Raw genomic sequence first — 19,664 nt, 5'->3', positions numbered from 1 at the left:
TGGTTGCGGCGGCGGGCGCGCTGCCAGGTGTGGCATCGCGGCTGGCAGCCGGGCTCGAGTGGGTGCTCAGTAGCTGGGTCCGTAGGGGCTCAAGCCCTGCATGAACGGCTTGAGGTCCTCGGCCCGGGGCTCGGGGATTTCCGGCATCAGCGGTGAACCGTTGAGTGGATTCAGGCGTTGTGCGTGTCCCTCGGCCCAGGCGATCCACGCCTCGGCTTCGTCCTTGGCTGGTCCGAGCGGCAGACTCTCGGCGTGGAGTCGGAGTGCGCCAAGGTACTCGACAAGACCCGCTGCGCGCCTCCACGCCGCGTTCTGTGCTTCAAGGTGGCGGGCGCGGTATGCCTCTGCGTATTCGGCCGTGGCCTGACGTTTCACGGCTTCCCATCGCAGGCGCTTCTGCTGGGCCTCCTCCAGGTCAGCCAGACGCTTGCGTTCGGCTTCCTGCCCGCGGAGGCCGACCTCCTGCACGATTTCGGCGAGCTGGTCCTCAAGAGGGCGTGCGGCCGTGTCGGCCCATTCGCCGGCCCTGTGTCGCAGGCCGCCGCTGACGCAGATCCTCAGGCGTTCAGCGGGGGAGTGGTCGTACCGAGGAATCCTGACCCAGGAGTGCTTCTCAGCTTCAGCGAGTTCCTTCTTCGTGGGGATGTGTTCGGTCCGGTCCTGTTCCTGCAGGATGAGGAAATCGCATCTCTGTCCCTGGGCTGTGACGGTGAAGTGGGGAGGGCCGTCCCGCCGGCGATGTGGTGCCGGTGCACTCTCGGCTGTGCCGAATGCGCTGGCGTATCCCAGCCTCTGCGTCGCGGTGAGCAGCGCGTGGATGAGACGGAAGGCTCGACCCTGCACAGACTTGGTCAGCCTCATGGGCTGGGGGTGCTGCTGCAGAGCTTTGACCACCGGGTGCGGAGCGGTGAGCCGTACCGGTACGGGAGTGGGTGGCAGCACGGCCAGTCGCCAGGCGGGGGTGTCGACCAGGCGGATTTCGTATCCATCGCGGCACCAGCCCGCGTGCAGTTCCTTCGTCTCGGGGATCTTTCCCGACCGGCGCGCCGCGGCGACACGGATCGGCCATTTCTCGGTCTCCCGACCACTGGCCTCACGTTTGACGATTCGACCGCCGGCTTCGACGAGCTCTTCCAGGAGCTGCTCCGTGACGGTCTTGGCTTTCTTCCGTGGAAGGGGCCTGGTTCGTTGTGGTGGCACGGGCGCAAGCGACCTGGCGCTGGATTTCTCGCTCTTGGGCATGTTGGGTGACTGGATTCCAGCCCGTGGCGCCGGTGCGGTGTCTTTGCTGCAAGGTTGTTCGGGCGGATGGGATCCGTGGTCCAGGTATTGCTGGCCGGCCTTGGTGAGGGCGACTGACCATTGCCCCTGTCGCTTGGAGACTTTGACTAGTCCGCGGCTGTGCAGGGCTTGGCAGCTGAGTTTGTGCCCGGTTCCTTCCCACACGCCGTCAGGGCAGCCTCGGGCGACCCATTGCAGCACCTGTTGCTGCCGTTCGTTGAGCTGTCGTGGCACCTGAACTCCCCACCGTGCGAATGCCTCACGGGCAATGCTCTCAGCCGCACTCCGCCTGGCGGGTGGAAGAGGAGGGGGTGGCAGGCGGCGATGAAGATTCGGACAGATGTAGGCATGGCCGCCTGTGGTGGCTAGGCTCGCAGTCGTTCGTTGGTGGCCGCCGTGGACGCTTGCTGGTCGGCCCGTGACGGGTGCTGGCCGTTTCGCGATCATCCGAGGAGGTGGCCGCCGGGCGTACGAGTACCCGTACTAGCCTGGCCATCCGTGCTGAGGCGTTCCCGTGTCTCAGGCAGGGGAAGGCTGGTTAGGCGTGTCGGTCCCGCTTGGCTGCGGCCAGGAGGGGACTGGCGAGTGCATCGTGTGAACGTGAGCCGCTCGTGCTTCCGGTGATGCGTGCCTGAGGGTGGGCAGGGGCGTGCAGGCGCACCGCGGACGAGGGTGTCAGTTCGAGACGAGAGCAGGTTGGTTCATGTCGGTCGTGGCGCGAGAGCAGATGGGTGTCGTCGCAGGTGCGCTGGCTCCCTGCGACCTCGTGCCTCGCGAGGCGAAGCTCGCGCTCGTCGAAGCCTTCGGGACGGAAGCTGTTGTGGCCTATCGGTATGACGCGCTCGAGCGGGAGCGGCGGGCAGCTGAAGGGATGCCGCCGCTGACGCGACCTGACGTCCTGGATCTCCTCATGTCGCTGCCCCTGGGCGAGCCGGTTCCTGCCGGCTCCTTGAGCGAGAGGGAGCGCCGGGTGCTGAAGTCCCTTCCGAAGGGCGCGGCGGTCCGCAGGGACGGGTCGATCACCCGTCGAGCGGCGCAGCCTGTCCATATCGACATGGCGTTCGTGCCCGGCCGAAGCTGGGAGTCGGCGATGGAGAAGGCAGAGCGATTTACTCCGTTCTGTTCTCGCGCGGTGGTGGTGGACGGCGTATTGCGGCGCAAGGATGATGCTGTGCTGCGCGCGGACTTTTACGGCATCGGCCTGCTCACACTTCAGGGGGACTCGGTGGAAGTGGTGGTGCCGCCGCGTCCCTTCGTGCGCAGACGTCATACCGTCGCTGGCTGGAAGTTCCTGGAAGACGTCCACCGCCAGCTCCCCTGAGCATCTGGCCCGTGGCTCGCTACGGGGTGACGGGGAGTGTCGCCCATGCTTTGAGCGGCGCGGGCGCCTGGAATCCGGACCTGGGGCTGGCGCCCAGGCCGATGCGCTGGTTCTCCAACGCGTAGCGGTCGATCGCGGCCGCACATTTGTCGCGCCACCACGATTTACGCGGGGTGCCTGGCTGGTAGCCGGCCATTTCGGTGACCCAGTCGCTCCAGGTGAGGACGGTGTGATTGTCGGCCTCGCGCCGGGTTTCGAGGTCCGGCAGGAGGAAGCGATCGAGTCCACGCCCGTCGCACTCCTCGCAGGAGCAGGTTGCGGGATCCACGTTGCCGTACAGCCTGGCGAGGGACTCGGCGCCCTTGAAGCACATGAGCTCCGGCATCAGCACGTTCGGGTAGGTGGGGCCGGCCTTGTTGGTCTGGGCCTTCTCGCCGGGCGGGATCGCGTGGCGGAGTGAACTCTGCACGCCGATGCCGGCGCAGAGGGCGCCGTGCGCGATCGCATCAAGCGCAGCGAGGTCGGTCCGCAGGAGCGCCATGTGCTCGACCTCGGCCAGCAGGCGGCGCAGATTGGCGGGGATGTCCTTCGTCTGCTCCAGCGGATCGAACTGGCGGAAGAGGACGAGGGCCTTCGGGTGCCGGATCTTCGTGCAGACCGCGATGAGTTGACCGATGTTCTCGCGGTTCAGCCACGTGACGTCGATCGGGAGCGTCACGACGGTGTCGGCGCGTTCGATCTTGTTGGCCTCGCGTATCACTGCCTTGAGCGTCTTGGAGTCCGCGGGCGGAATGTAGCCGGTCGGGGTCAGTGCCGCGCTCGCTCCGCGTGCCTTCTGGAAGGCCAGCGAGGTGTCCACTGAAGCGAACAGCTCGTCGGTGGGCACCATGAACGGCTCGTCCGCGGTCGCGACGTAGGTGGTGTAGGGCGCGCTGTCGATCAGCAGGGTGCCTTCGTAGCCGACCGTGCTGCGAAGGTGGAAAGCCCGCTCGTCGGCTTTGGCTCCGGTCATCACGACGCCGCTGAAGTCGTCATCGAGCGCGTGGCGCAGCCGCGGAAGATTGACGGCGTTTTCGTGGAGCAGCACCCGCCCTTGGAGAAGCGGCACGGCGGCAACGGTGTGGTCGAGCGTCTTCAGGGCGGGCGGTCGCCGCCTCGGGGAGGGGGTGTTGCTCATGAATCACCTCGCAGAAGAGTCCGGCACGTCCTTGTGTCCGGACGGAGAAGAAGCGCACAAGTAGATCTCGTGGAACTCCTCGCGACCCAGGCCCGCCAGGTGGGCGGTCTCGGTCGGACTGAGGTGGAGCTGCTCCTCAAGCCGGGTGACGGCTTGAGCGAGGTGGCGCGGGGTTTCGCGCCGGATGGTGGTCGGCTCGTTGGTGCGGTAGCCGAGGGCGGACAACTCGACCATGAGCGTGCGGTAGTGCCATTCGCTGATGACTCCCAAGTCCATGGCGCGCCTGATGAGAGCTGCCATAGACACCCCCCACCGGGCCTTGAGGTCCAGCAGGCGGGACACGTCGATGCCTGGCTTCAGCTCGGGCAGGACTGCGTCGTGGGGCATGAGGAATTCGGCGGCGAACCGGTTGGCCTGGTCCTCCTGTACGCGTCCCTCACCCGGCTCGGCGTGCATCACCAGGTGGCCCAGCTCGTGCGCCAGGCTGAAGCGGGAACGATCCCCGGGTGCATGTGAGTTGAGCAGAATCAACGGGTACCTGCCGGGGGGCCACTGGCTCACGGCGTCGAGCTCGGTGGTGCAGAGATCCCGGACTACGACCAGAGCGCCGGCATCTTCGAGCAGGGCGACCATATCCTCGATGGGTCCTGCGGGGACGTTCCACTCCTCACGCATCGTCTCCGCCGCATCCGCGGGAGTGTCGAAGTCGTTGACCTCCACGCGCCGAAACCGGTCGTTGCGATGGAGGTCTGCTGCCCGGGCCAAGCTGTCGACCTGGAGCCGGGTGAGCGCCAACGTTGCATGGATCCGACGCAGTGCGGGCGCCCCCATGGAGGCGCGCTTGCGGTGGTGTACCAGTCCGACGCCTGTCCCAGCCGTATCCGTGGCGCGGCACAGGGTGTCGGCGGTGTAGCGCAGGGCGTCGGCGAACAGCTGTACGCGCCCGTCTCTGACGGGGATGCGGCCAGCTTCGGCTCGGCTGACGTACCCCTGAGTGATGCGGCTGCCATCAAGTCGTGCCATCTCGTCGGCAAGTTCGGACTGTGTCCAGCCGCGTGAGTCACGGGCCAGCGTGAGCATCCCGGGATCCGCAACCAAGCTCTTCTGGTCGCGCACGTGCCCACCTCCAGCCCTGGCGAGTTCAACTCCCCCGAGAGTACACGGTTTTATGCCTCAGAATATTCCGCAGATGATCTGAGGCTCGTCACAGGTTCATGCATACCAGGCCCCACTGACAGTCCAACGCCACTGCTCCGTCGCGACTTTCGACACCGAGAGTCTGTGCGGCGCCGCTGATAAGTGATCCACTCCCGTCCCGGTCTCCCCGCGCTGGGCGAGCCGGCGGTGTTCGCAGGGGCGGAGCCGCAGGTCATGTCTCCGTGTCCGTACTGGCCTGCGGGCCCGCAGGGGCGAGCGACTAGGTCTCCCCGCCCCCAAACGCACAAGCGGTGACCAGCACGTGCTGGTCACCGCTTGTGGTCAGGCCAACGGCCTCGGGTCAGACGTTGAGCAGGTCGCGCAGTTCGCGCTCGATGGCTGCCTTGGGCTTGGCCCCGACGATGGTCTTGGTGACCCTGCCGCCGACGAAGACGTTCATCGTGGGGATGGACATAACGCCGTACGCGGCGGCCGTCTCAGGGTTCTCGTCGATGTTCAGCTTGACGATCTTGATCCGGTTGCCGTGCTCGGCGGCGATGGCTTCCAGCGAGGGGGCCAGCTGGCGGCAAGGGCCGCACCAGGCCGCCCAGAAGTCGACGAGTACTGGCTTGTCGCTCTGGAGGACGTCCTCGATGAAGGATGCGTCGGTCACGCTCTTGAGGGCCACGGTGCGGCCTCCTCTCGTGTGTGGGGCGGTGGTTAGCGCGCGTCGGCGAGGGCGGCGAGGTACCGCTCTGCGTCGAGGGCGGCGGCGCAGCCGGTGCCGGCGGCCGTGATGGCCTGGCGGTAGGTGTGGTCGACGACGTCGCCCGCGGCGAAGACGCCAGGGAGGCTGGTGCGCGTGGACGGGGAGTGGACCTTGAGATAGCCCTCGGCATCCAGGTCGAGCTGGCTGGTGAACAGCTCGGTGCGCGGATCGTGGCCGATGGCGATGAAGAGGCCGGTCACGTCGAGGTGTTGTGTCTCCTCGGTGATCACGTTGCGGACCGTGAGACCGGAGAGCATGCCGTCCTTGTCTTCCAGCTCGGTGATCTCGCTGTCGAAGAGGAAGGAGATCTTGTCGTCCGAGAAGGCGCGGTTCTGCATGACCTGGGAGGCGCGCAGGGTGGAGCGCCGGTGGACGACGGTGACGGATCGGGCGAAGCGGGTGAGGAAGGTGGCCTCTTCCATGGCGGTGTCGCCGCCGCCGACCACGACGATGTCGCGGTCGCGGAAGAAGAACCCGTCGCAGGTGGCACACCAGGACACGCCCCGGCCGGAGAGTTCCTCCTCCTTGGGCAGGCCCAGCTTGCGGTAGCCGGATCCGGTGGCGATGATCACCGTCTTCGCGCGGTGGACGGTGCCCTCGGAGTCGGTGACTTCCTTGATCGCGCCGGTCAGGTCGACGGAGACGATGTCGTCGTCGATCATTTCGGCGCCGAACTTCTCGGCCTGGGCCCGCATATTCGCCATGAGGTCCGGGCCGTCGACCCCGTCGGGGAAGCCGGGGAAGTTCTCCACCTCGGTCGTGGTGGTCAGCGACCCGCCGACGAAGATCGAGCTGCCGAACAACAGAGGCTTCAGCTGCGCTCGGGCCGCGTAGAGGGCGGCGGTGTAGCCGGCGGGGCCGGAGCCGATGATGACGACGTTGCGTATGCCGTCGTCGGCGGTGGTCGCGTCGGTCACGGGATCAGCCCTGCTTCTTGGCGTCGATCTCGGCGATCAGGCCCTCGATGAGGCCCTTGATCTCGTCGCGGATGGGGCGGACGGCCTCGACGCCCTGACCGGCCGGGTCCTCGAGCTGCCAGTCGAGGTAGGTCTTGCCGGGGAAGTACGGGCAGGCGTCGCCGCAGCCCATCGTGATGATGTAGTCGGACGCCTGGGCGGCCTCGGGGGTGAGGACCTTCGGCTTCTGGTCGGAGATGTCGATGCCCAGCTCGGCCATGGCGGCGACGGCCGAGGGGTTGATCTGCTCGCCGGGCATGGAGCCGGCGGAGCGGACCTCGACGCGGTCGCCGGCGAGGTGGCGCAGGAACCCGGCCGCCATCTGGGAGCGGCCCGCGTTGTGGATGCAGACGAACAGGACGGAGGCGGCAGGAGCGGAGGACATCTGTTCTTCCTTGGGGTGAGGCGACTGCGGTGGGGATAGATGGGGCTTCAGAGGGCGAGCTGAGTGAGCAGCTCGGTGATGTGGGCGTCGATGGCGTCGCGGACATCGCGGACGACGGCAATCGGCGCTTCATCAGGGTCAGCCACGGGCCAGTCGAGGTAGCGGCGACCGGGGATGACGGGGCAGGCATCGCCGCAACCCATCGTGATCACGACGTCGGCGGCCTGGACGACCTCTTGGGTCAGCGGCTTGGGATAGCCATCGGCCAGGTCCATGCCGGCCTCGGTGAGGGCCTGAGCGATGTGCGGCTCCACTGCGTCGGCGGGGTGGGTGCCCGCGGAGGAGACCGTCACCCGCTCGCCTGCCCGGTGCGCCAGGAGAGCCGCGGCCATCTGGGAGCGGCCGGCGTTCTGGCTGCGCACGAACAGCACTCGGGTCGGCCCGCTCGTCAGCCCTCGGGTGTGGGCGAGGGCGTCCAGGCGTTCGGCGGTAAGTCGTTCCGCCACCACGACCAGGTGCGTGCGGATCCGTGCCTGTTCGGCAAGACGTGTGTAGGAGTCGGCGAGCAGGCCCAGCACGGTTTCCGGCGAGAAGTGGCCGGCGTGCCGGGAGGCGAGACGGGCAGCCCCCGCAGCCAGGCGTTCGTCCGGCAGGAGGGGTGAGGAGGACGTGGACATGGCGTTCCCGTTCAAAGGAGCCAATAAGGTCAGCTCGGACTGGTGTCAGCCCCAGATGATGTGACAGTATCAGCACATGATGACGTCAGTCGACACTGATCTGATCCGGGTTCTGGCCGACCCGCTCAGGCTCCAGATCGTGACCCTGCTCGCGGGCGAGACGCTGTGCACCACCCACCTCGTGGAGGAGACGGGTGCCAAGCAGACGAACCTCTCCAACCACCTGAAGGTGTTGCGCGAGGCCGGGGTCGTGGAGACAGAGCCATGCGGACGGTACATCTACTACCGCCTGCGCCCGGAAGTCATCGAAGCCCTCGCCGGTCAGTTCGCCGACCTCGCCCAGGCCGCGCGAGCCACCGCCGAAGCGAACCTCAAGCGGTCCTGCCCATAGCCCGCTCTGCCTCACCTGCCCGAGGAGAACCCGTCTTGACCGCCACCGAGCCCGTCGCCGTCCCCGCAGCGGAGAGCGACATAGCCGCCGACGCGCCCCAGCCCGCACCCGGCGCGACCCCGCCCCGCACCCCGCTGATCGCCCGGGCCGCCGCCGAGCTGGTCGGCACCGCAGCCCTGGTCGCGATCGTCGTCGGCTCCGGCATCCAGGCCACCGACCTCACTCAGGACGTGGCTCTGCAGCTGCTGGCCAACTCCACCGCCACGGTCTTCGGCCTCCTCGTACTGATCGCCCTTCTCGGTCCGGTCTCCGGTGCGCACTTCAACCCGGCCGTCACCCTGGCCGAGTGGTGGACCGCCCGCCGCGGCGGCGCCGGAGTCACCGCCCGCGAGCTGGCTGTTTACGTGCCTTCGCAGATCGTCGGTGCGGTCGCGGGCGCGATCCTGGCGGACGCGATGTTCGGCGAGCCGCTGGTGAAGTGGTCCACGCACGACCGCTCCGCCGGAAACCTCCTGCTCGGCGAGGTCGTCGCGACCGCCGGCCTGATCCTGCTGATCTTCGGCCTGGCCCGCACCGACCGGCTCCGCTTCGCGCCGGTCGCGGTGGCCTCGTACATCGGCGCGGCCTACTGGTTCACCTCCTCCACATCCTTCGCCAATCCGGCCGTCACCATCGGCCGCGCCTTCACCGACACCTTCGCGGGCATCGCCCCCGGATCGGTGGCCGGCTTCATCGGCATGCAGCTGGTCGGCGTGGTCGTGGGCCTGGCGCTCGTGGCGGTCATCTTCATGCGCGGCAAGAGCGACACGGAGCAGCTCGCGGCATGACGCAGCGCACGGATGTGGTGGTGATCGGCGGCGGCCAAGCAGGGCTCGCCGCTGGCTACCACCTGCGCCGTCTGGGCGTCGAGCACGTGATTCTCGACGCCCAGGCGGCCCCCGGAGGGGCCTGGCAGCACACCTGGGACTCCCTTCATCTGTTCTCGCCGGCGCAATACTCCTCGCTGCCCGGGCGGCTGATGCCCGCCCAGCCCGGCGAGACGTACCCGGACGCGCAGCATGTCGTGGAGTACCTCGCCGACTACGAGAAGCGGTACGAGCTGCCGGTCCAGCGCGGCGTGTGGGTCGACGCCGTCCACCGCGACGGCGAGTTCCTTCGCATCGAGAGCGATTCGGGTGACTGGCGGGCTCGCGCGGTCATCAGCGCGACCGGCACCTGGACCCGCCCGTTCATCCCCGCCGTTCCCGGTCGCCGGGAGTTCTCCGGACGCCAGCTCCACACGGTGCAGTACAAGAGCCCCGCCGAGTTCGCAGGCCGGCGGGTGATCGTGGTCGGCGGAGGCAACTCCGGCGCCCAGATCGCCACCGACCTCGCCTCTGTGGCCGAGCTGACCTGGGTCACCCAGCGTCCGCCCCGCTACCTGGCCGACGACATCGACGGCCGTGCCCTCTTCGACGCCGCCACCGCCCGCCGCCAAGCGCTGGATGCCGGCCGCACCGACACCGGTGGCGTGGCCTCCCTCGGCGACATCGTCGCCGTACCCCCGGTCCGCGAAGCCCGCGACGCCGGACTGCTCACCGCGAAGCCCATGTTCAGCCACCTCACCGAGGACGGCGTCGCCTGGGCCGACGGCACGAGCACGCCAGCCGACGCGATCATCTGGTGTACCGGCTTCCGCCCCGCCCTCGCGCACTTTGCCTCGCTGCGCCTGCGTGGGACCCGCGGCCACATCGCCACGACCGGAACCCGCGCCGTCGACGAGCCCCGCCTGCACCTCCTCGGCTACGGCGACTGGACCGGCCCCGCCTCCGCCACCCTCATCGGCGTCGGCCGCACTGCCCGCGACGCAGCCCGGGACATCTCGGAGAGTCTGAAAACCTGACCCTCGGACGGGTGGCTCTGTCCACGCGAGAACGAACAGCACTTGAACGGCCGTTCGGGAGGCGGTCGGGCCGCGGCCCGCGCTGGATGCTCACGCATTTCGACAGCACCGGGTCTGCTGGGCAGGGCCGAGTAACCCGGTTGAATTCGGTGCTCGGAGGTCCTGACAAGCCCCGGCCCCGTATCCAGTGGCTTTCCCTGAAGGTGGGGCCGGGCCATAGCAGGCGGGCCCGTGACCAGCAAGGATGCCCATCATGCGCACTGACCAGAACTTCGCCTCCCTCCGCTCGACGCCCACGGCACCCGTGGTGTTCGGCGCGGGAGCGGCCATCGGCGTTCTGGGCGGAATGATCGGGCTGGGCGGCGCGGAGTTCCGCCTGCCGCTGCTGATCAGCCTCTTCGGATTCGCCGCGCTCTCGGCCGTCATCCTGAACAAGGCCATGAGCCTGGTCGTAGTCCTGGTCGCACTGCCCGCCCGGCTGGCGGCGGTCCCGGCCGCCGAGCTGGCCGCACGCTGGCCCGTCGCGGTCAACCTGCTGGCCGGAAGCCTGCTGGGTGCCTGGGCCGGAGCATCCTGGGCAGTGCGGATGCGCTCCTCGACCCTCTACAAGGTGCTGGCCGCTCTGATGGTGCTCATGGCGGTCGCCCTAGACGAGTCATTCCGATGTGATCAGTGGTCGTAGGCGATCAAGGATCGAATGACGGGCTGACCGGTCTTGTGGTTGTGCCAGATCGCGGCGGCCATCGCAAGGATGCGCTGGGCGACGCGGACGGCGACACCGTCGAAGGTGCGGCCGCCGTGCCGTTCCAGGTCGAGCTGGCCTTTGAGGGTGTCGTTGACAGACTCGATCAGCTGCCGCACCGACTTCAGGAGACTCTCGCCCCTGCGCTTCTTCTCGCGCTTGAACGAAGGACGCAGCAACTCCGCGCCCCGGAGGGCCAGATCGGCCTCGAACTCCTTGGAGGCGAAGCCCTTGTCCGCGATCACCAGCAGCCCCGGCCGGCCCGCAGCCAGGTGCGGTTCGCGATCCAGCATCGCGGACAGCACTTCCCGCTCGTCCGTTTTCGGGTTCGCCAGTGCCCACAGGATCGGCATGCCGGTCGGGGTGCACACCAGGTACAGGCGCAGGCCCCAGAAGAACCGGGAGTGCGAGGCGCAGTACCCGTATCCGGCCCAGCCGGCCATGTCCGACCGCTTCACCGTCGGACGCGAGCGGCCACACTCCACCGGCGTGGAGTCGATGATCCAGTGGTTGTCGAACCAGAAGTCCGTATCGACGGCCAGCAGCCGTATCACCTTCTTGACCAGCGGCAACGCAGCCCTCAGCCGCTTGTTCCAACCCGGCTGCCTGGGCACGTACGGGAACATCGCTCCCAGCCGGGAATCCACGAACCGCAGCCACCGCGACTCCGAAGTGAAACCCAGTAGAGCCTGCGCGACGGCAAGAGTGACCAGCTCGGAATCCGTCAGCCGCGGCGGCCGGCCCAGCCATCGGGTACCGCCGATCCCGTCGTCGATCTTCACGTACAGTGCCGTCAGCAGGGCGTCCAGGTTGTTCGTCACACAGCGATCTTGGACGCCCTGTCTGCGTTCCCGGACACACCGTCAGCATTCGGAATGACTCGTCTAGCGGTCACGCACACCACCCACTTGGGCACACTCGACCTGCCGCTGTGGGCGCAGGTGCCTGCCGGTGTCGTGGCCGGGTTCGGCATCGGCGTTGTCGCGGCGATCATGGGCGTGGCCGGCGGCGAGCTGCTGATCCCGACGATCGTGCTGCTGTTCGGGAAGGACATCAAGACCGCCGGCAGCCTCTCCCTGTTGGTGTCCCTGCCCACGATGCTGGTGGCGTTCGCCCGCTACAGCCGCGACGGCAGCTTCGCCGTCCTGGGCGCGAACCGCCGCTTCAGCATGGTCATGGCCGCAGGCTCGATCGCCGGCGCGGTTCTGGGCGGGCTGCTGCTCGGGGTGTTCCCGGACGTGGTCCTCATCCCCGCGCTGGCCGTGATCCTGCTCATCTCAGCGGTCAAGCTCGCCCGACACAACTGACTGCCGAGCCTCCCCCGGCCCTCACGTCGGGGTGCCTCCCGTTCTCAGATTCTGGCTCAACCTCTGTGGAGCTGCGCCATGCGCGCTCGTGAACCCGTCGGACCAACCCACTGACCTGCTGGTTCCCACCGCTCAGCGTTCGAATGGACCGAGCATCGAGCCGTCACCACAGAAGTTGAGCCGGAACCGGAACTCGCGAACAAAGCCAGACGGGTGTCTCTGGTGCACCGGCTCCTGTATGGCCCCGGATTGGATGCCGGCCCGTCGTAGGGCGTCGGCAGGTGGTGCGCGTACGGGGAAGCGGTCATCATCGCGACATCGGGCACCGTGCCGAGGGGCGATCGAGAGCTGGCAGACAATGGCGAACACGACTCCGATGGACCGGCAGGCCGTGTACGAGGATTACGAACGAGCGCGCCGCACCTTCCACCAGCTGCTGGACTCCGCCTCCACGGCGGACCTTGCCCGGCCCACCCGCGGTACCAAGTGGACCAACGGGCAGCTGCTGTGGCACATGCTCTTCGGCTACATGGTCGTCCGGGCCCTGCTGGTCCTCGTCCGTGTCTTCGGGCGGCTTCCCCACGGCGCCAGCAAGGCGTTCGCCCGGCTACTGAACGCGGGAACCGTGCCGTTCGACTGGGTCAACTACGCCGGCCCGCGCGGGGCAGCGAAGGTCCACGGGCCGCGCCGGATGGGCGCCGCGTTCGACCGAGTCCTCGACTCCCTCCAGCGTCGGCTGGCCGCGGAGTCCGACGCCGACCTGGCCCGCGGTATGCACTACCCCGTCCGGTGGGACCCCTTCTTCAAGGACTTCATGACGCTCGCGGACATCTACCGCTACCCGACGCAGCACTTCGACTTCCACCGCCGCCAGCTCACCCTGAACGGCGGCGACGGGCTCGGGCTCCAGCGGGACGAGTGAGGTCAGCTGATCCGCAGGCTGCGGCGCTCCAGCAGGACAACGTCGCGCCACACGCCGTGGTGGCGGCCGATGCGCTCGCGGGTGCCGATGACCCGGAAGCCGGCCCGCTGGTGGAGGGCGAGGCTCGCGCGGTTCTCGGGGAAGATGCCGGACTGGATCGTCCAGATCCCTGCGGACTCAGTCGAGCCGATCAGTGCGGTGAGGAGCTGCATGGCGACTCCTTGCCCTCGGGCGGCGGGGTGGACGTAGACGGAGTGCTCGACCACGCCCGCGTAGGCGCACCGGTCCGAGACCGCGCTCGCCGCGATCCAGCCCAGGACCTTTCCGTCGTCGGCGACGGCGGCGAAGCGGTGTTCCGGCAGCTTGCCCGCCTCGAACACCTGCCAGGTGGGGGCGGTGGTCTCGAAGGTGGCGTTGCCCTCGTCGATACCGGCCTGGTAGATCGCCAGGACTTCGTCCGCGTGGGCTTCGGTGATCGGTGTGATGGTGATGCTCATGCGGCTGCAGCGCGGGTGAGGAGCCGTCCCATGGCGGCGAGCACCGCGGGCTCGACCCGGTAGTAGACCCAGGTGCCGCGCCGTTCGGAGGAGAGCAGCCCTGCCTCGCGGAGCTTCTTGAGGTGGTGGGAGACGGTGGGCTGGGAGACGCCGACGTCGGAGATGTCGCACACGCACGCCTCGCCGCCTTCGTGGGAGGCGACGGCGGAGAAGAGCCGCAGGCGTACCGGGTCGCCGAGTGCCTTGAACATGAGGGCGGTCCGCTCGGCCTCCTCGGCCGTCAGCGGGCGCTCCGTCAGGGGCGGGCAGCACGGTGCGACAGTCTCGGACTCCAGCAGCGGCAGGACCTTCACATTCGACATACGTCTATGTTGACACATGTCGAAGCACGAGGCGAGGGTGTGACGGTGTCAGCGGGCCCGCAGGTGGGCGGCCAGCTGCCGGGCCGCGCGTTCGGCGTCCCGGCCCACGCCGCGCAGCGAGTTCGAGGACAGGCTGCGCTGCCACTCCAGCCCGAGGAAGTGCAGGCCCGGGTGGTGCGAGGAGCGCCCGTCGTGGTGGAGCGGCCGGCCCCCGGCGTCGAGCGTGCCGTCGAGAGTGGCGAGGTAGGGCAGGTCGGGGCGGTAGCCGGTGGCAAGGATGATCGTGTCCACCGTCTCCTCCGTCCCGTCGGGCCAGGTGATCTTCTCGCCGTCCAGGCCCTGGAATATCGGGCGGCGGTCCGGGGTGCCGGCGTTCACGGCGGCGCGGTAGCGGCCGTCGTCGAGGACGGGCTGGCCGGGCGGGGTGCGCAGGAGGCGTCCCAGCGGTGCGGTGTCCAGGCCGGTTCGGGTGAGCCAGAAGTGCAGGTCCCGGCCGAGCAGGTGCTGGCGGGCGAACTTCACCGGCGCCCGGGTCGCCAGCGTCGTACGGCCTACGCGGGCGAGCTCGGCTGCGATCTGGACTGCGGAGTTGCCTGCTCCGACCACGATGACGCGCTGCCCGGTGAACGGTGCCGGGTCCCGGTAGTCGGCCGCGTGCAGCACCCGGCCGGTGAAGGAGTCGAGGCCCGGCAGTGCCGGACGGTGGGGGCGGCCGAAGCTGCCGCTCGCCGCGATGACCGCCCGCGCCGCGAGGTGGCCCCCGCTCTCCAGCTCGATGGTGAACCCGCCGCCGTTCGCCCTGACCGCGGCCACCCGGTGGCCGGTGCGGATGTCGGCCTGGAGGCGGCGGGCGTAGGCGGTCAGGTAGGCGACGACCTCGTCGCGGTGCGGATAGCGGTCCGGATCGCCGCCGAACGGCATGCCGGGCAGTGCGCTGAACCGGGCCGGTGAGAAGAGGGTCAGGCTGTCGTAGTAGTGCGGCCACGACCCGGCCGCCTGCTCCGACGCCTCTAGGACCACTGGCACAAGGCCCTGCCGGGCCAGTGCGTATGCGGCCGCCAGGCCCGACTGGCCGCCTCCGATGACCGCGACGTCCACGTGTTCCACAAGAACCCCCGATTTGATGAATGTCTATGTTGACGCTCATCGAAGCAGGTGGCATGCTGGCAACGCAAGCCATCGACGGATGTCGAAACAAACGAGGAGCCTGCCGTGAACGCGCCTGCCACCACCGCCGACCTGCCCACCGTGGTCATCGGCGCCGGACCCGTCGGCCTGGCCGCCGCCGCCCACCTCACCGCCCGCGGCCTGACCCCGCTGGTCCTGGAAGCCGGCCCCACCGCGGGCACCGCCACCCGCGACTGGGCCCACGTTCGCCTCTTCTCCACCTGGTCCGAGGTGGTCGACCCGGCGGCCGAGAAGCTCCTCGCCCCCACCGGCTGGACCGCCCCCGACGGCGCGACCTACCCCTCCGGCGGCGACTGGGCCGAGCTCTACCTCCAGCCCCTCGCCGACGTCTTGGGCGACCGCGTCCGGTACGGCGCCACCGTCACCGGCGTCTCCCGCGCCGGCCGCGACCGTGTCGTCGACGCCGACCGCGAGAGCCAGCCCTTCACCGTCCGCGTCGTCAACGCCGACGGCACCGAGGAGCGGATCCTCGCCCGCGCCGTCATCGACGCCTCCGGCACCTGGTCCACCCCCAGCCCCATCGGCGGCGACGGCCTCCCCGCTCTCGGCGAGCAGGCTGCCTCCGACCGGATCTCGTATCGCATCCCGGACCTCAAGGACCCGGCCGTCCGCGCCCGGTACGCAGGAAAGCGCACCGCCGTCATCGGCTCCGGCGCCTCCGCCTTCACCGCGCTCGCCTACCTCGCCGACCTCGCCAAGGCCGAGGACGGAACCGGCACCCACGCCACCTGGATCCTGCGCCGAGGCATCTCCGGCTCCACGTTCGGCGGCGGTAGCGCCGACCAGCTCCCCGCCCGCGGCGCCCTCGGCCTCGCCGCCAAGGCCGCCGTCGACGAGGGATACGCCGACGCCGTCACCGGCTTCCGCACCGACGCCGTCGAACGCGACAGCGACGGCCGCCTGGTCCTGGTCGCCGAGGACGGCCGCCGCCTGGATGCGGTCGACGAGGTCATCGTCCTCACCGGCCTGCGCCCCGACCTCTCGTTCGTCTCCGAGCTGCGCCTGGGCCTGGACGAGCGCCTCCAAGCCCCCGTCGAGCTGGCCCCGCTGATCGACCCCAACCAGCACTCCTGCGGCACCGTCTACCCGCACGGCGTGGGCGAGCTCTCCCACCCGGAGAAGGACGTCTACCTCGTCGGCATGAAGTCCTACGGGCGCGCCCCAACCTTCCTCGCCATGACCGGCTACGAGCAGGTCCGCTCCATCGCCGCCCACCTCGCCGGCGACCAGGAAGCCGCCGAACGCGTCGAACTCACCCTCCCCGAGACCGGAGTCTGCGGCGGCGCCGGCCTCTTCGACCAGCCGCAGGCCGCCGAAGAGACCGGCGGCGGCTGCTGCGCGGCCCCCGCCACCCTGACCATCGGCGGCGCGCCCGCTTCCGGCGGCTGCTGACCGAAGTGACCGAACTTCAAAGCAGCGGGGCCGCGACCGGCACAGGGGACCGGTCGCGGCCCCGCGCCGTCCTGCCCGCCCTGTGCGTCACCCAGATCACCAGCTGGGGCATCCTCTACTACGCCTTCCCCGTCCTGGGCTCCCGGATCACTGCTGACACCGGCTGGTCCCAGGCCGCCACCACCGCGGCCTTCTCCGCAGCCCTGCTCGTCTCCGCCGTGGCGGGCATCCCCATCGGCCGGATCCTCGACCGCCGAGGACCGCGAGCCGTGATGACCGCCGGCTCCGCGCTCGGCACGCTTGCCCTGCTGGTGATCGCGGCCGCCCCCAATCTCGCTGCATTCAGTGCGGGTTGGCTGCTCGCGGGCCTGGCCATGGCCGCCACCTTCTACCCGCCCGCCTTCGCCGCCCTCACCCGCTGGTGGGGTCCCGACCGCGTCCGCGCCCTGACGATCGTCACCCTCGCCGGCGGACTCGCCTCCACCGTCTTCGCCCCCCTGACCGCCGCCCTCGCCGAGCACATGAGCTGGCGCGCCACCTATGTGGTCCTCGCAGCGATCCTGGCCGCGGTCACCATCCCGGCGCACGCCCTGGCGCTTCGTGCCCCCTGGCCGACTGCCCCACCGGCGCCACCCGCCCCCGGTCACACCCCCATTCCCCGCAGCCGCCCCTTCCTCCTCCTGGCCGCAGCCTTCACCCTCTCCAGCTTCGCCATGTACGCCGTCGTCATGGGCCTCATCCCACTCCTCACCGAACGCGGCGCCACGCCCCTCCAGGCCGCCTTGGCCCTCGGGCTCGGCGGAGCAGGCCAGACGCTTGGCCGCACCCTCTACGCGAGCCTGTCCGCCCGCACATCCGTCACCACCCGCACGGCCTCCCTCATCGCCCTCGGCGGCGCGACCACCGCTGCCCTCGCCCTCATTCCCGGCCCCGTACCCTTCCTGGTGATCCTCGCGGTCCTGGCAGGAGTCGTCCGGGGCAACCTCACCCTCCTCCAGGCCACTGCGGTCACCGATCGCTGGGGCACCGCCCAATACGGCCGTCTCTCCGGGCTCCTCGGCGCCCCAGCCCGCATCGCGGGGGCATTGGCCCCCTGGGCCGGTGCCGCCCTCGCGGGTCCACTCGGCGGCTACCCATACCTCTTCGCAGCCCTTGCCTTGCTATCCGTCGTGGCCGCCTGCCTTGCCCTGGGGGCCTCTGGGGAGAGCCGCAACCACTCGGACACTCGCCCGGCTCTCAGCGCAGCTGCGCAGCCGAACCCCACGGCCGCCGAGCGCCACCCAGCACTGAGTGATCCCGTCGGCATGCCGCCGCGGCGGCCCTCGCCCTTGCTGGCGGATTCAGCGGAAAGATCGGGCACGTCCGCCCCGTCGTGCGGCAGCCACACGTAGAGAGACGGGGCGAGCGTCTCGGAGGGAGTCCTGGGGTGGGCATAGGGCCGTCAGCCAGGCTGGCACGGTTCTCTCCGGACATCCGTGTGGGGCCCGCGGTGTTCCCTTAGTGCGTTGTGGCAAAGGGAGTCCCTGTTCGGTGAGCAGGGGCTTCGTCGTGTGCGGGGCATGATCGCGGCGGGGTAGGGGCAGGCAGCGGACGGCTTGTTGTGGATCGAGGAGGGTGCGATGCCGTCGGTGCTGAGGTTGATGGAACAGCGTGAGGCGCGGGCGAGGCAGGATCTGGAGTCCTGGACGGAGGTCCTGGAGCAGGCTCAGGCGGAGGTGGATGCCGCGCGGGAGCGGGTCGAGCGGGCCCGGGTGGGGCGTGAGGAACTTGTGTCGGTGCTGGCTGGGGAGAGCCCGGTGAATACGCCGGTTCTGGTGCCGTCTGGTGGCGAGATGGCTGCTGCCCTGGGGTCGAGCGGCTCCGGCGTGGGGCATGGTGAGCGGCCGCCGGTGTGGCGGTCGGGCATGGGCGAGGAGGTGCTCAGCGGCCTGTATCGGGAGGTGTTCGCCGCGATGGTGGCCGCTTCGGGGCCGGTGAACGGGGTGGAACTGACGCGGGCGGTGGGCCGGGAAGCGGAGATCAAGAACGAGGTGGAGAAGATCCGGCACCGTGCCTACGTGCTGGAGAAGCGGGGCTGGCTGGTGCGGGCGAACGACGGACGGTTCATGCCCGCGCCCGGGGCAGTCGGCCGGGACGCTTCTCCGGCCAGCGCGGAGCGTCTGCGGCCAGGCGCCGGGACAGTCTGATCACGGCGGCCCACCACACCATCTGGGCGTGGTGGTCGGGGCGGCGTTCGTGGTCGCGGTTGAGGCGGCGTGAGCGGGCCAGCCAGCTCAGCGTCCGCTCCACGACCCACCTGCGGGCCAGTACGACAAATCCGCGTTGCCCGTCGCAGCGGCGCACGACCTCGGTCCGGACTCCGTGACGGGCGAACGCCCTCGCCAGCGCCGGACCCTGGTAGGCACTGTCGACCCACACCAGTTGCAGCAGCCGTCCCGGCTGCTGCATGAACGTCTCCAGCAGTGCGGGGGCGGCCTTGGAGTCGTGCACATCGGCCGTGGTCACGGTCACTTCCAGGAGCAGACCCTCGGTGTCGGTCAGGATGTGACGCTTGCGGCCGTCACGTGACTTGCCGCCGTCGTATCCGCGACTGTCCTCGCCGACGGTCTCGGAGGCGTCCACCGACTGACTGTCGATGATCCCGGCACTGGGCTCGGCGTTGCGGCCTGAGCGTTCCCTCGCCGAATGTCGCAGGCGTTCGTACAGCTCACGCGCATAGTCGTAGGCCCGCCAGCGGCGGAAGAAGTCGTAGACCGCCCGCCAGTACGGAAAATCGACCGGCAGAGCCGTCCACTTCACGCCGTTGTCGACCAGGTAGCGCACCGCGTCGAGCATTGTCCGGTGGCAGTACGCCTCGGGGCGCCCGCCCCGCTTCAGGAGCCAGGCCGGCACCGGCATCGCGGCGCGGACCTCGGCCCACTCCGCATCCGTCATGTCACTGGGATAGCAGGCTGCCCGCCGTCCCGGAGCGAGCGAACCGAACCGGTGCACGTAGCAGTCACACCCAGGGGTGACCGCGGTGGACGCAGGCACAGAGATGCTGCTCAACTGATCGGGCAACGGGCTTCCTTGGTCGTGCTGGTGTCGTAACCGCGTCACTACCAAGGGGCCCGTTCTCTCATGCCCGCGACCGCACCCGAACCTCCGTCCAGATGATCACCCGCGCCGCACACCTCGAACGAAATCCGGTTAGCCACAACGCACTTAGTGCCTGACCGGTTCCTGGGCGGCTTGAGACCCCGTTTGCCGTCACCAGAGGTGAGCAAAGCGCGTCAGCG

The 19,664-nt window shown here is 69.4% G+C and carries 22 protein-coding genes; 10 read left to right on the top strand and 12 right to left on the bottom strand.

Going from position 1 to position 19,664, the window contains the following annotated elements:
* Positions 1 to 66: 66 nt before the first annotated feature.
* Positions 67 to 1,242 (bottom strand): hypothetical protein, encoded by a 1,176-nt coding sequence (locus SCAB_RS47680; protein WP_231884973.1) that lies wholly within the window; start codon positions 1,240 to 1,242, stop codon positions 67 to 69.
* A 742-nt stretch (positions 1,243 to 1,984) separates the two neighbouring features.
* Between SCAB_RS47680 and SCAB_RS11300 the strand changes: the two genes are divergently transcribed.
* Complete coding sequence (locus SCAB_RS11300; protein WP_013000202.1) at positions 1,985 to 2,602, top strand: hypothetical protein; 618 nt, start codon at positions 1,985 to 1,987, stop codon at positions 2,600 to 2,602.
* 19 nt (positions 2,603 to 2,621) lie between these two features.
* Here SCAB_RS11300 and SCAB_RS11295 read toward each other — a convergent pair whose 3' ends face one another.
* The 6 genes from SCAB_RS11295 to SCAB_RS11270 all read right to left on the bottom strand — a co-directional run bounded on the left by SCAB_RS11295 (position 2,622) and on the right by SCAB_RS11270 (position 7,703).
* On the bottom strand, positions 2,622 to 3,779 hold the full coding sequence (locus SCAB_RS11295; protein WP_013000201.1) for a hypothetical protein: 1,158 nt from the start codon (positions 3,777 to 3,779) through the stop codon (positions 2,622 to 2,624).
* 3 nt (positions 3,780 to 3,782) lie between these two features.
* Positions 3,783 to 4,895: an ImmA/IrrE family metallo-endopeptidase gene (locus tag SCAB_RS11290; protein ID WP_231884970.1), complete on the bottom strand. Its 1,113-nt coding sequence runs from the start codon at positions 4,893 to 4,895 to the stop codon at positions 3,783 to 3,785.
* A 382-nt stretch (positions 4,896 to 5,277) separates the two neighbouring features.
* Positions 5,278 to 5,604, bottom strand: coding sequence for a thioredoxin (gene trxA / locus SCAB_RS11285; protein ID WP_013000199.1), 327 nt, complete (start codon positions 5,602 to 5,604; stop codon positions 5,278 to 5,280).
* Positions 5,605 to 5,636: 32 nt separating this feature from the next.
* A complete protein-coding gene (gene trxB, locus SCAB_RS11280; RefSeq protein ID WP_013000198.1) occupies positions 5,637 to 6,602 on the bottom strand; it encodes a thioredoxin-disulfide reductase in 966 nt (321 codons plus the stop codon).
* 4 nt (positions 6,603 to 6,606) lie between these two features.
* On the bottom strand, positions 6,607 to 7,026 hold the full coding sequence (locus tag SCAB_RS11275) for an arsenate reductase ArsC (RefSeq protein WP_013000197.1): 420 nt from the start codon (positions 7,024 to 7,026) through the stop codon (positions 6,607 to 6,609).
* Between the two features lie 47 nt (positions 7,027 to 7,073).
* On the bottom strand, positions 7,074 to 7,703 hold the full coding sequence (locus SCAB_RS11270; RefSeq protein ID WP_013000196.1) for an arsenate-mycothiol transferase ArsC: 630 nt from the start codon (positions 7,701 to 7,703) through the stop codon (positions 7,074 to 7,076).
* Positions 7,704 to 7,779: 76 nt separating this feature from the next.
* On the opposite strand from SCAB_RS11270, the gene SCAB_RS11265 reads away from it, so the two are divergent.
* The 4 genes from SCAB_RS11265 to SCAB_RS11250 all read left to right on the top strand — a co-directional run bounded on the left by SCAB_RS11265 (position 7,780) and on the right by SCAB_RS11250 (position 10,658).
* Positions 7,780 to 8,094, top strand: coding sequence for an ArsR/SmtB family transcription factor (locus SCAB_RS11265; protein ID WP_013000195.1), 315 nt, complete (start codon positions 7,780 to 7,782; stop codon positions 8,092 to 8,094).
* 35 nt (positions 8,095 to 8,129) lie between these two features.
* Complete coding sequence (locus SCAB_RS11260; protein WP_013000194.1) at positions 8,130 to 8,921, top strand: aquaporin; 792 nt, start codon at positions 8,130 to 8,132, stop codon at positions 8,919 to 8,921.
* Positions 8,918 to 9,976 carry an ArsO family NAD(P)H-dependent flavin-containing monooxygenase gene (locus SCAB_RS11255; protein ID WP_013000193.1) on the top strand — a complete coding sequence of 353 codons (1,059 nt, stop codon included), beginning with the start codon at positions 8,918 to 8,920 and terminating at the stop codon, positions 9,974 to 9,976. The genes SCAB_RS11260 and SCAB_RS11255 overlap by 4 nt, the downstream gene beginning before the upstream one ends.
* Before the next feature lie 253 nt (positions 9,977 to 10,229).
* Positions 10,230 to 10,658, top strand: a complete 429-nt coding sequence (locus SCAB_RS11250) for a sulfite exporter TauE/SafE family protein (RefSeq protein ID WP_013000192.1) — start codon at positions 10,230 to 10,232, stop codon at positions 10,656 to 10,658.
* Here the strand turns inward: SCAB_RS11250 and SCAB_RS11245 are convergent.
* Complete coding sequence (locus tag SCAB_RS11245) at positions 10,646 to 11,539, bottom strand: IS982 family transposase (protein ID WP_013000191.1); 894 nt, start codon at positions 11,537 to 11,539, stop codon at positions 10,646 to 10,648. The genes SCAB_RS11250 and SCAB_RS11245 overlap by 13 nt on opposite strands.
* Positions 11,540 to 11,626: 87 nt before the next feature.
* Between SCAB_RS11245 and SCAB_RS11240 the strand changes: the two genes are divergently transcribed.
* Together SCAB_RS11240 and SCAB_RS11235 are read left to right on the top strand one after the other, a co-directional pair.
* Entirely contained in the window at positions 11,627 to 12,025 is a 399-nt protein-coding gene (locus tag SCAB_RS11240; protein ID WP_013000190.1) for a TSUP family transporter, read from the top strand.
* A 358-nt stretch (positions 12,026 to 12,383) separates the two neighbouring features.
* Positions 12,384 to 12,947 (top strand): DinB family protein, encoded by a 564-nt coding sequence (locus tag SCAB_RS11235; protein WP_013000189.1) that lies wholly within the window; start codon positions 12,384 to 12,386, stop codon positions 12,945 to 12,947.
* Positions 12,948 to 12,949: 2 nt separating this feature from the next.
* On the opposite strand, the gene SCAB_RS11230 is transcribed toward SCAB_RS11235, so the two are convergent.
* From SCAB_RS11230 to SCAB_RS11220, 3 genes are read right to left on the bottom strand one after another with little or no spacing between them, the layout of a single operon-like run.
* On the bottom strand, positions 12,950 to 13,444 hold the full coding sequence (locus SCAB_RS11230; protein WP_013000188.1) for a GNAT family N-acetyltransferase: 495 nt from the start codon (positions 13,442 to 13,444) through the stop codon (positions 12,950 to 12,952).
* Complete coding sequence (locus tag SCAB_RS11225; RefSeq protein WP_013000187.1) at positions 13,441 to 13,806, bottom strand: ArsR/SmtB family transcription factor; 366 nt, start codon at positions 13,804 to 13,806, stop codon at positions 13,441 to 13,443. Before SCAB_RS11225 ends, SCAB_RS11230 begins: the two co-directional genes overlap by 4 nt.
* A gap of 48 nt (positions 13,807 to 13,854) precedes the next feature.
* Positions 13,855 to 14,913 carry a flavin-containing monooxygenase gene (locus tag SCAB_RS11220; RefSeq protein WP_013000186.1) on the bottom strand — a complete coding sequence of 353 codons (1,059 nt, stop codon included), beginning with the start codon at positions 14,911 to 14,913 and terminating at the stop codon, positions 13,855 to 13,857.
* 105 nt (positions 14,914 to 15,018) lie between these two features.
* Here SCAB_RS11220 and SCAB_RS11215 point away from each other — a divergent pair, with 105 nt between their 5' ends.
* The 3 genes from SCAB_RS11215 to SCAB_RS46920 all read left to right on the top strand — a co-directional run bounded on the left by SCAB_RS11215 (position 15,019) and on the right by SCAB_RS46920 (position 18,572).
* Positions 15,019 to 16,386, top strand: coding sequence for an NAD(P)-binding domain-containing protein (locus SCAB_RS11215; RefSeq protein ID WP_013000185.1), 1,368 nt, complete (start codon positions 15,019 to 15,021; stop codon positions 16,384 to 16,386).
* A 5-nt stretch (positions 16,387 to 16,391) separates the two neighbouring features.
* Positions 16,392 to 17,777, top strand: coding sequence for an MFS transporter (locus tag SCAB_RS11210; RefSeq protein ID WP_013000184.1), 1,386 nt, complete (start codon positions 16,392 to 16,394; stop codon positions 17,775 to 17,777).
* A 228-nt stretch (positions 17,778 to 18,005) separates the two neighbouring features.
* The gene (locus tag SCAB_RS46920) at positions 18,006 to 18,572 is read left to right on the top strand and encodes a BAR domain-containing protein (protein ID WP_041668749.1); all 567 of its coding nucleotides are present in this window, start codon (positions 18,006 to 18,008) and stop codon (positions 18,570 to 18,572) included.
* Here the strand turns inward: SCAB_RS46920 and SCAB_RS11205 are convergent.
* Positions 18,490 to 19,320, bottom strand: a complete 831-nt coding sequence (locus SCAB_RS11205) for an IS5 family transposase (protein WP_049875623.1) — start codon at positions 19,318 to 19,320, stop codon at positions 18,490 to 18,492. The two genes, SCAB_RS46920 and SCAB_RS11205, sit on opposite strands and share 83 nt — an antisense overlap.
* Positions 19,321 to 19,664 lie beyond the last annotated feature (344 nt).

The organism is Streptomyces scabiei 87.22 (assembly GCF_000091305.1).
In the GTDB taxonomy this organism is placed as follows: domain Bacteria; phylum Actinomycetota; class Actinomycetes; order Streptomycetales; family Streptomycetaceae; genus Streptomyces; species Streptomyces scabiei.
The sequence above is the reverse complement of the archived record's forward strand: the minus strand, read 5'-3'. Positions and strand labels throughout refer to the sequence as shown.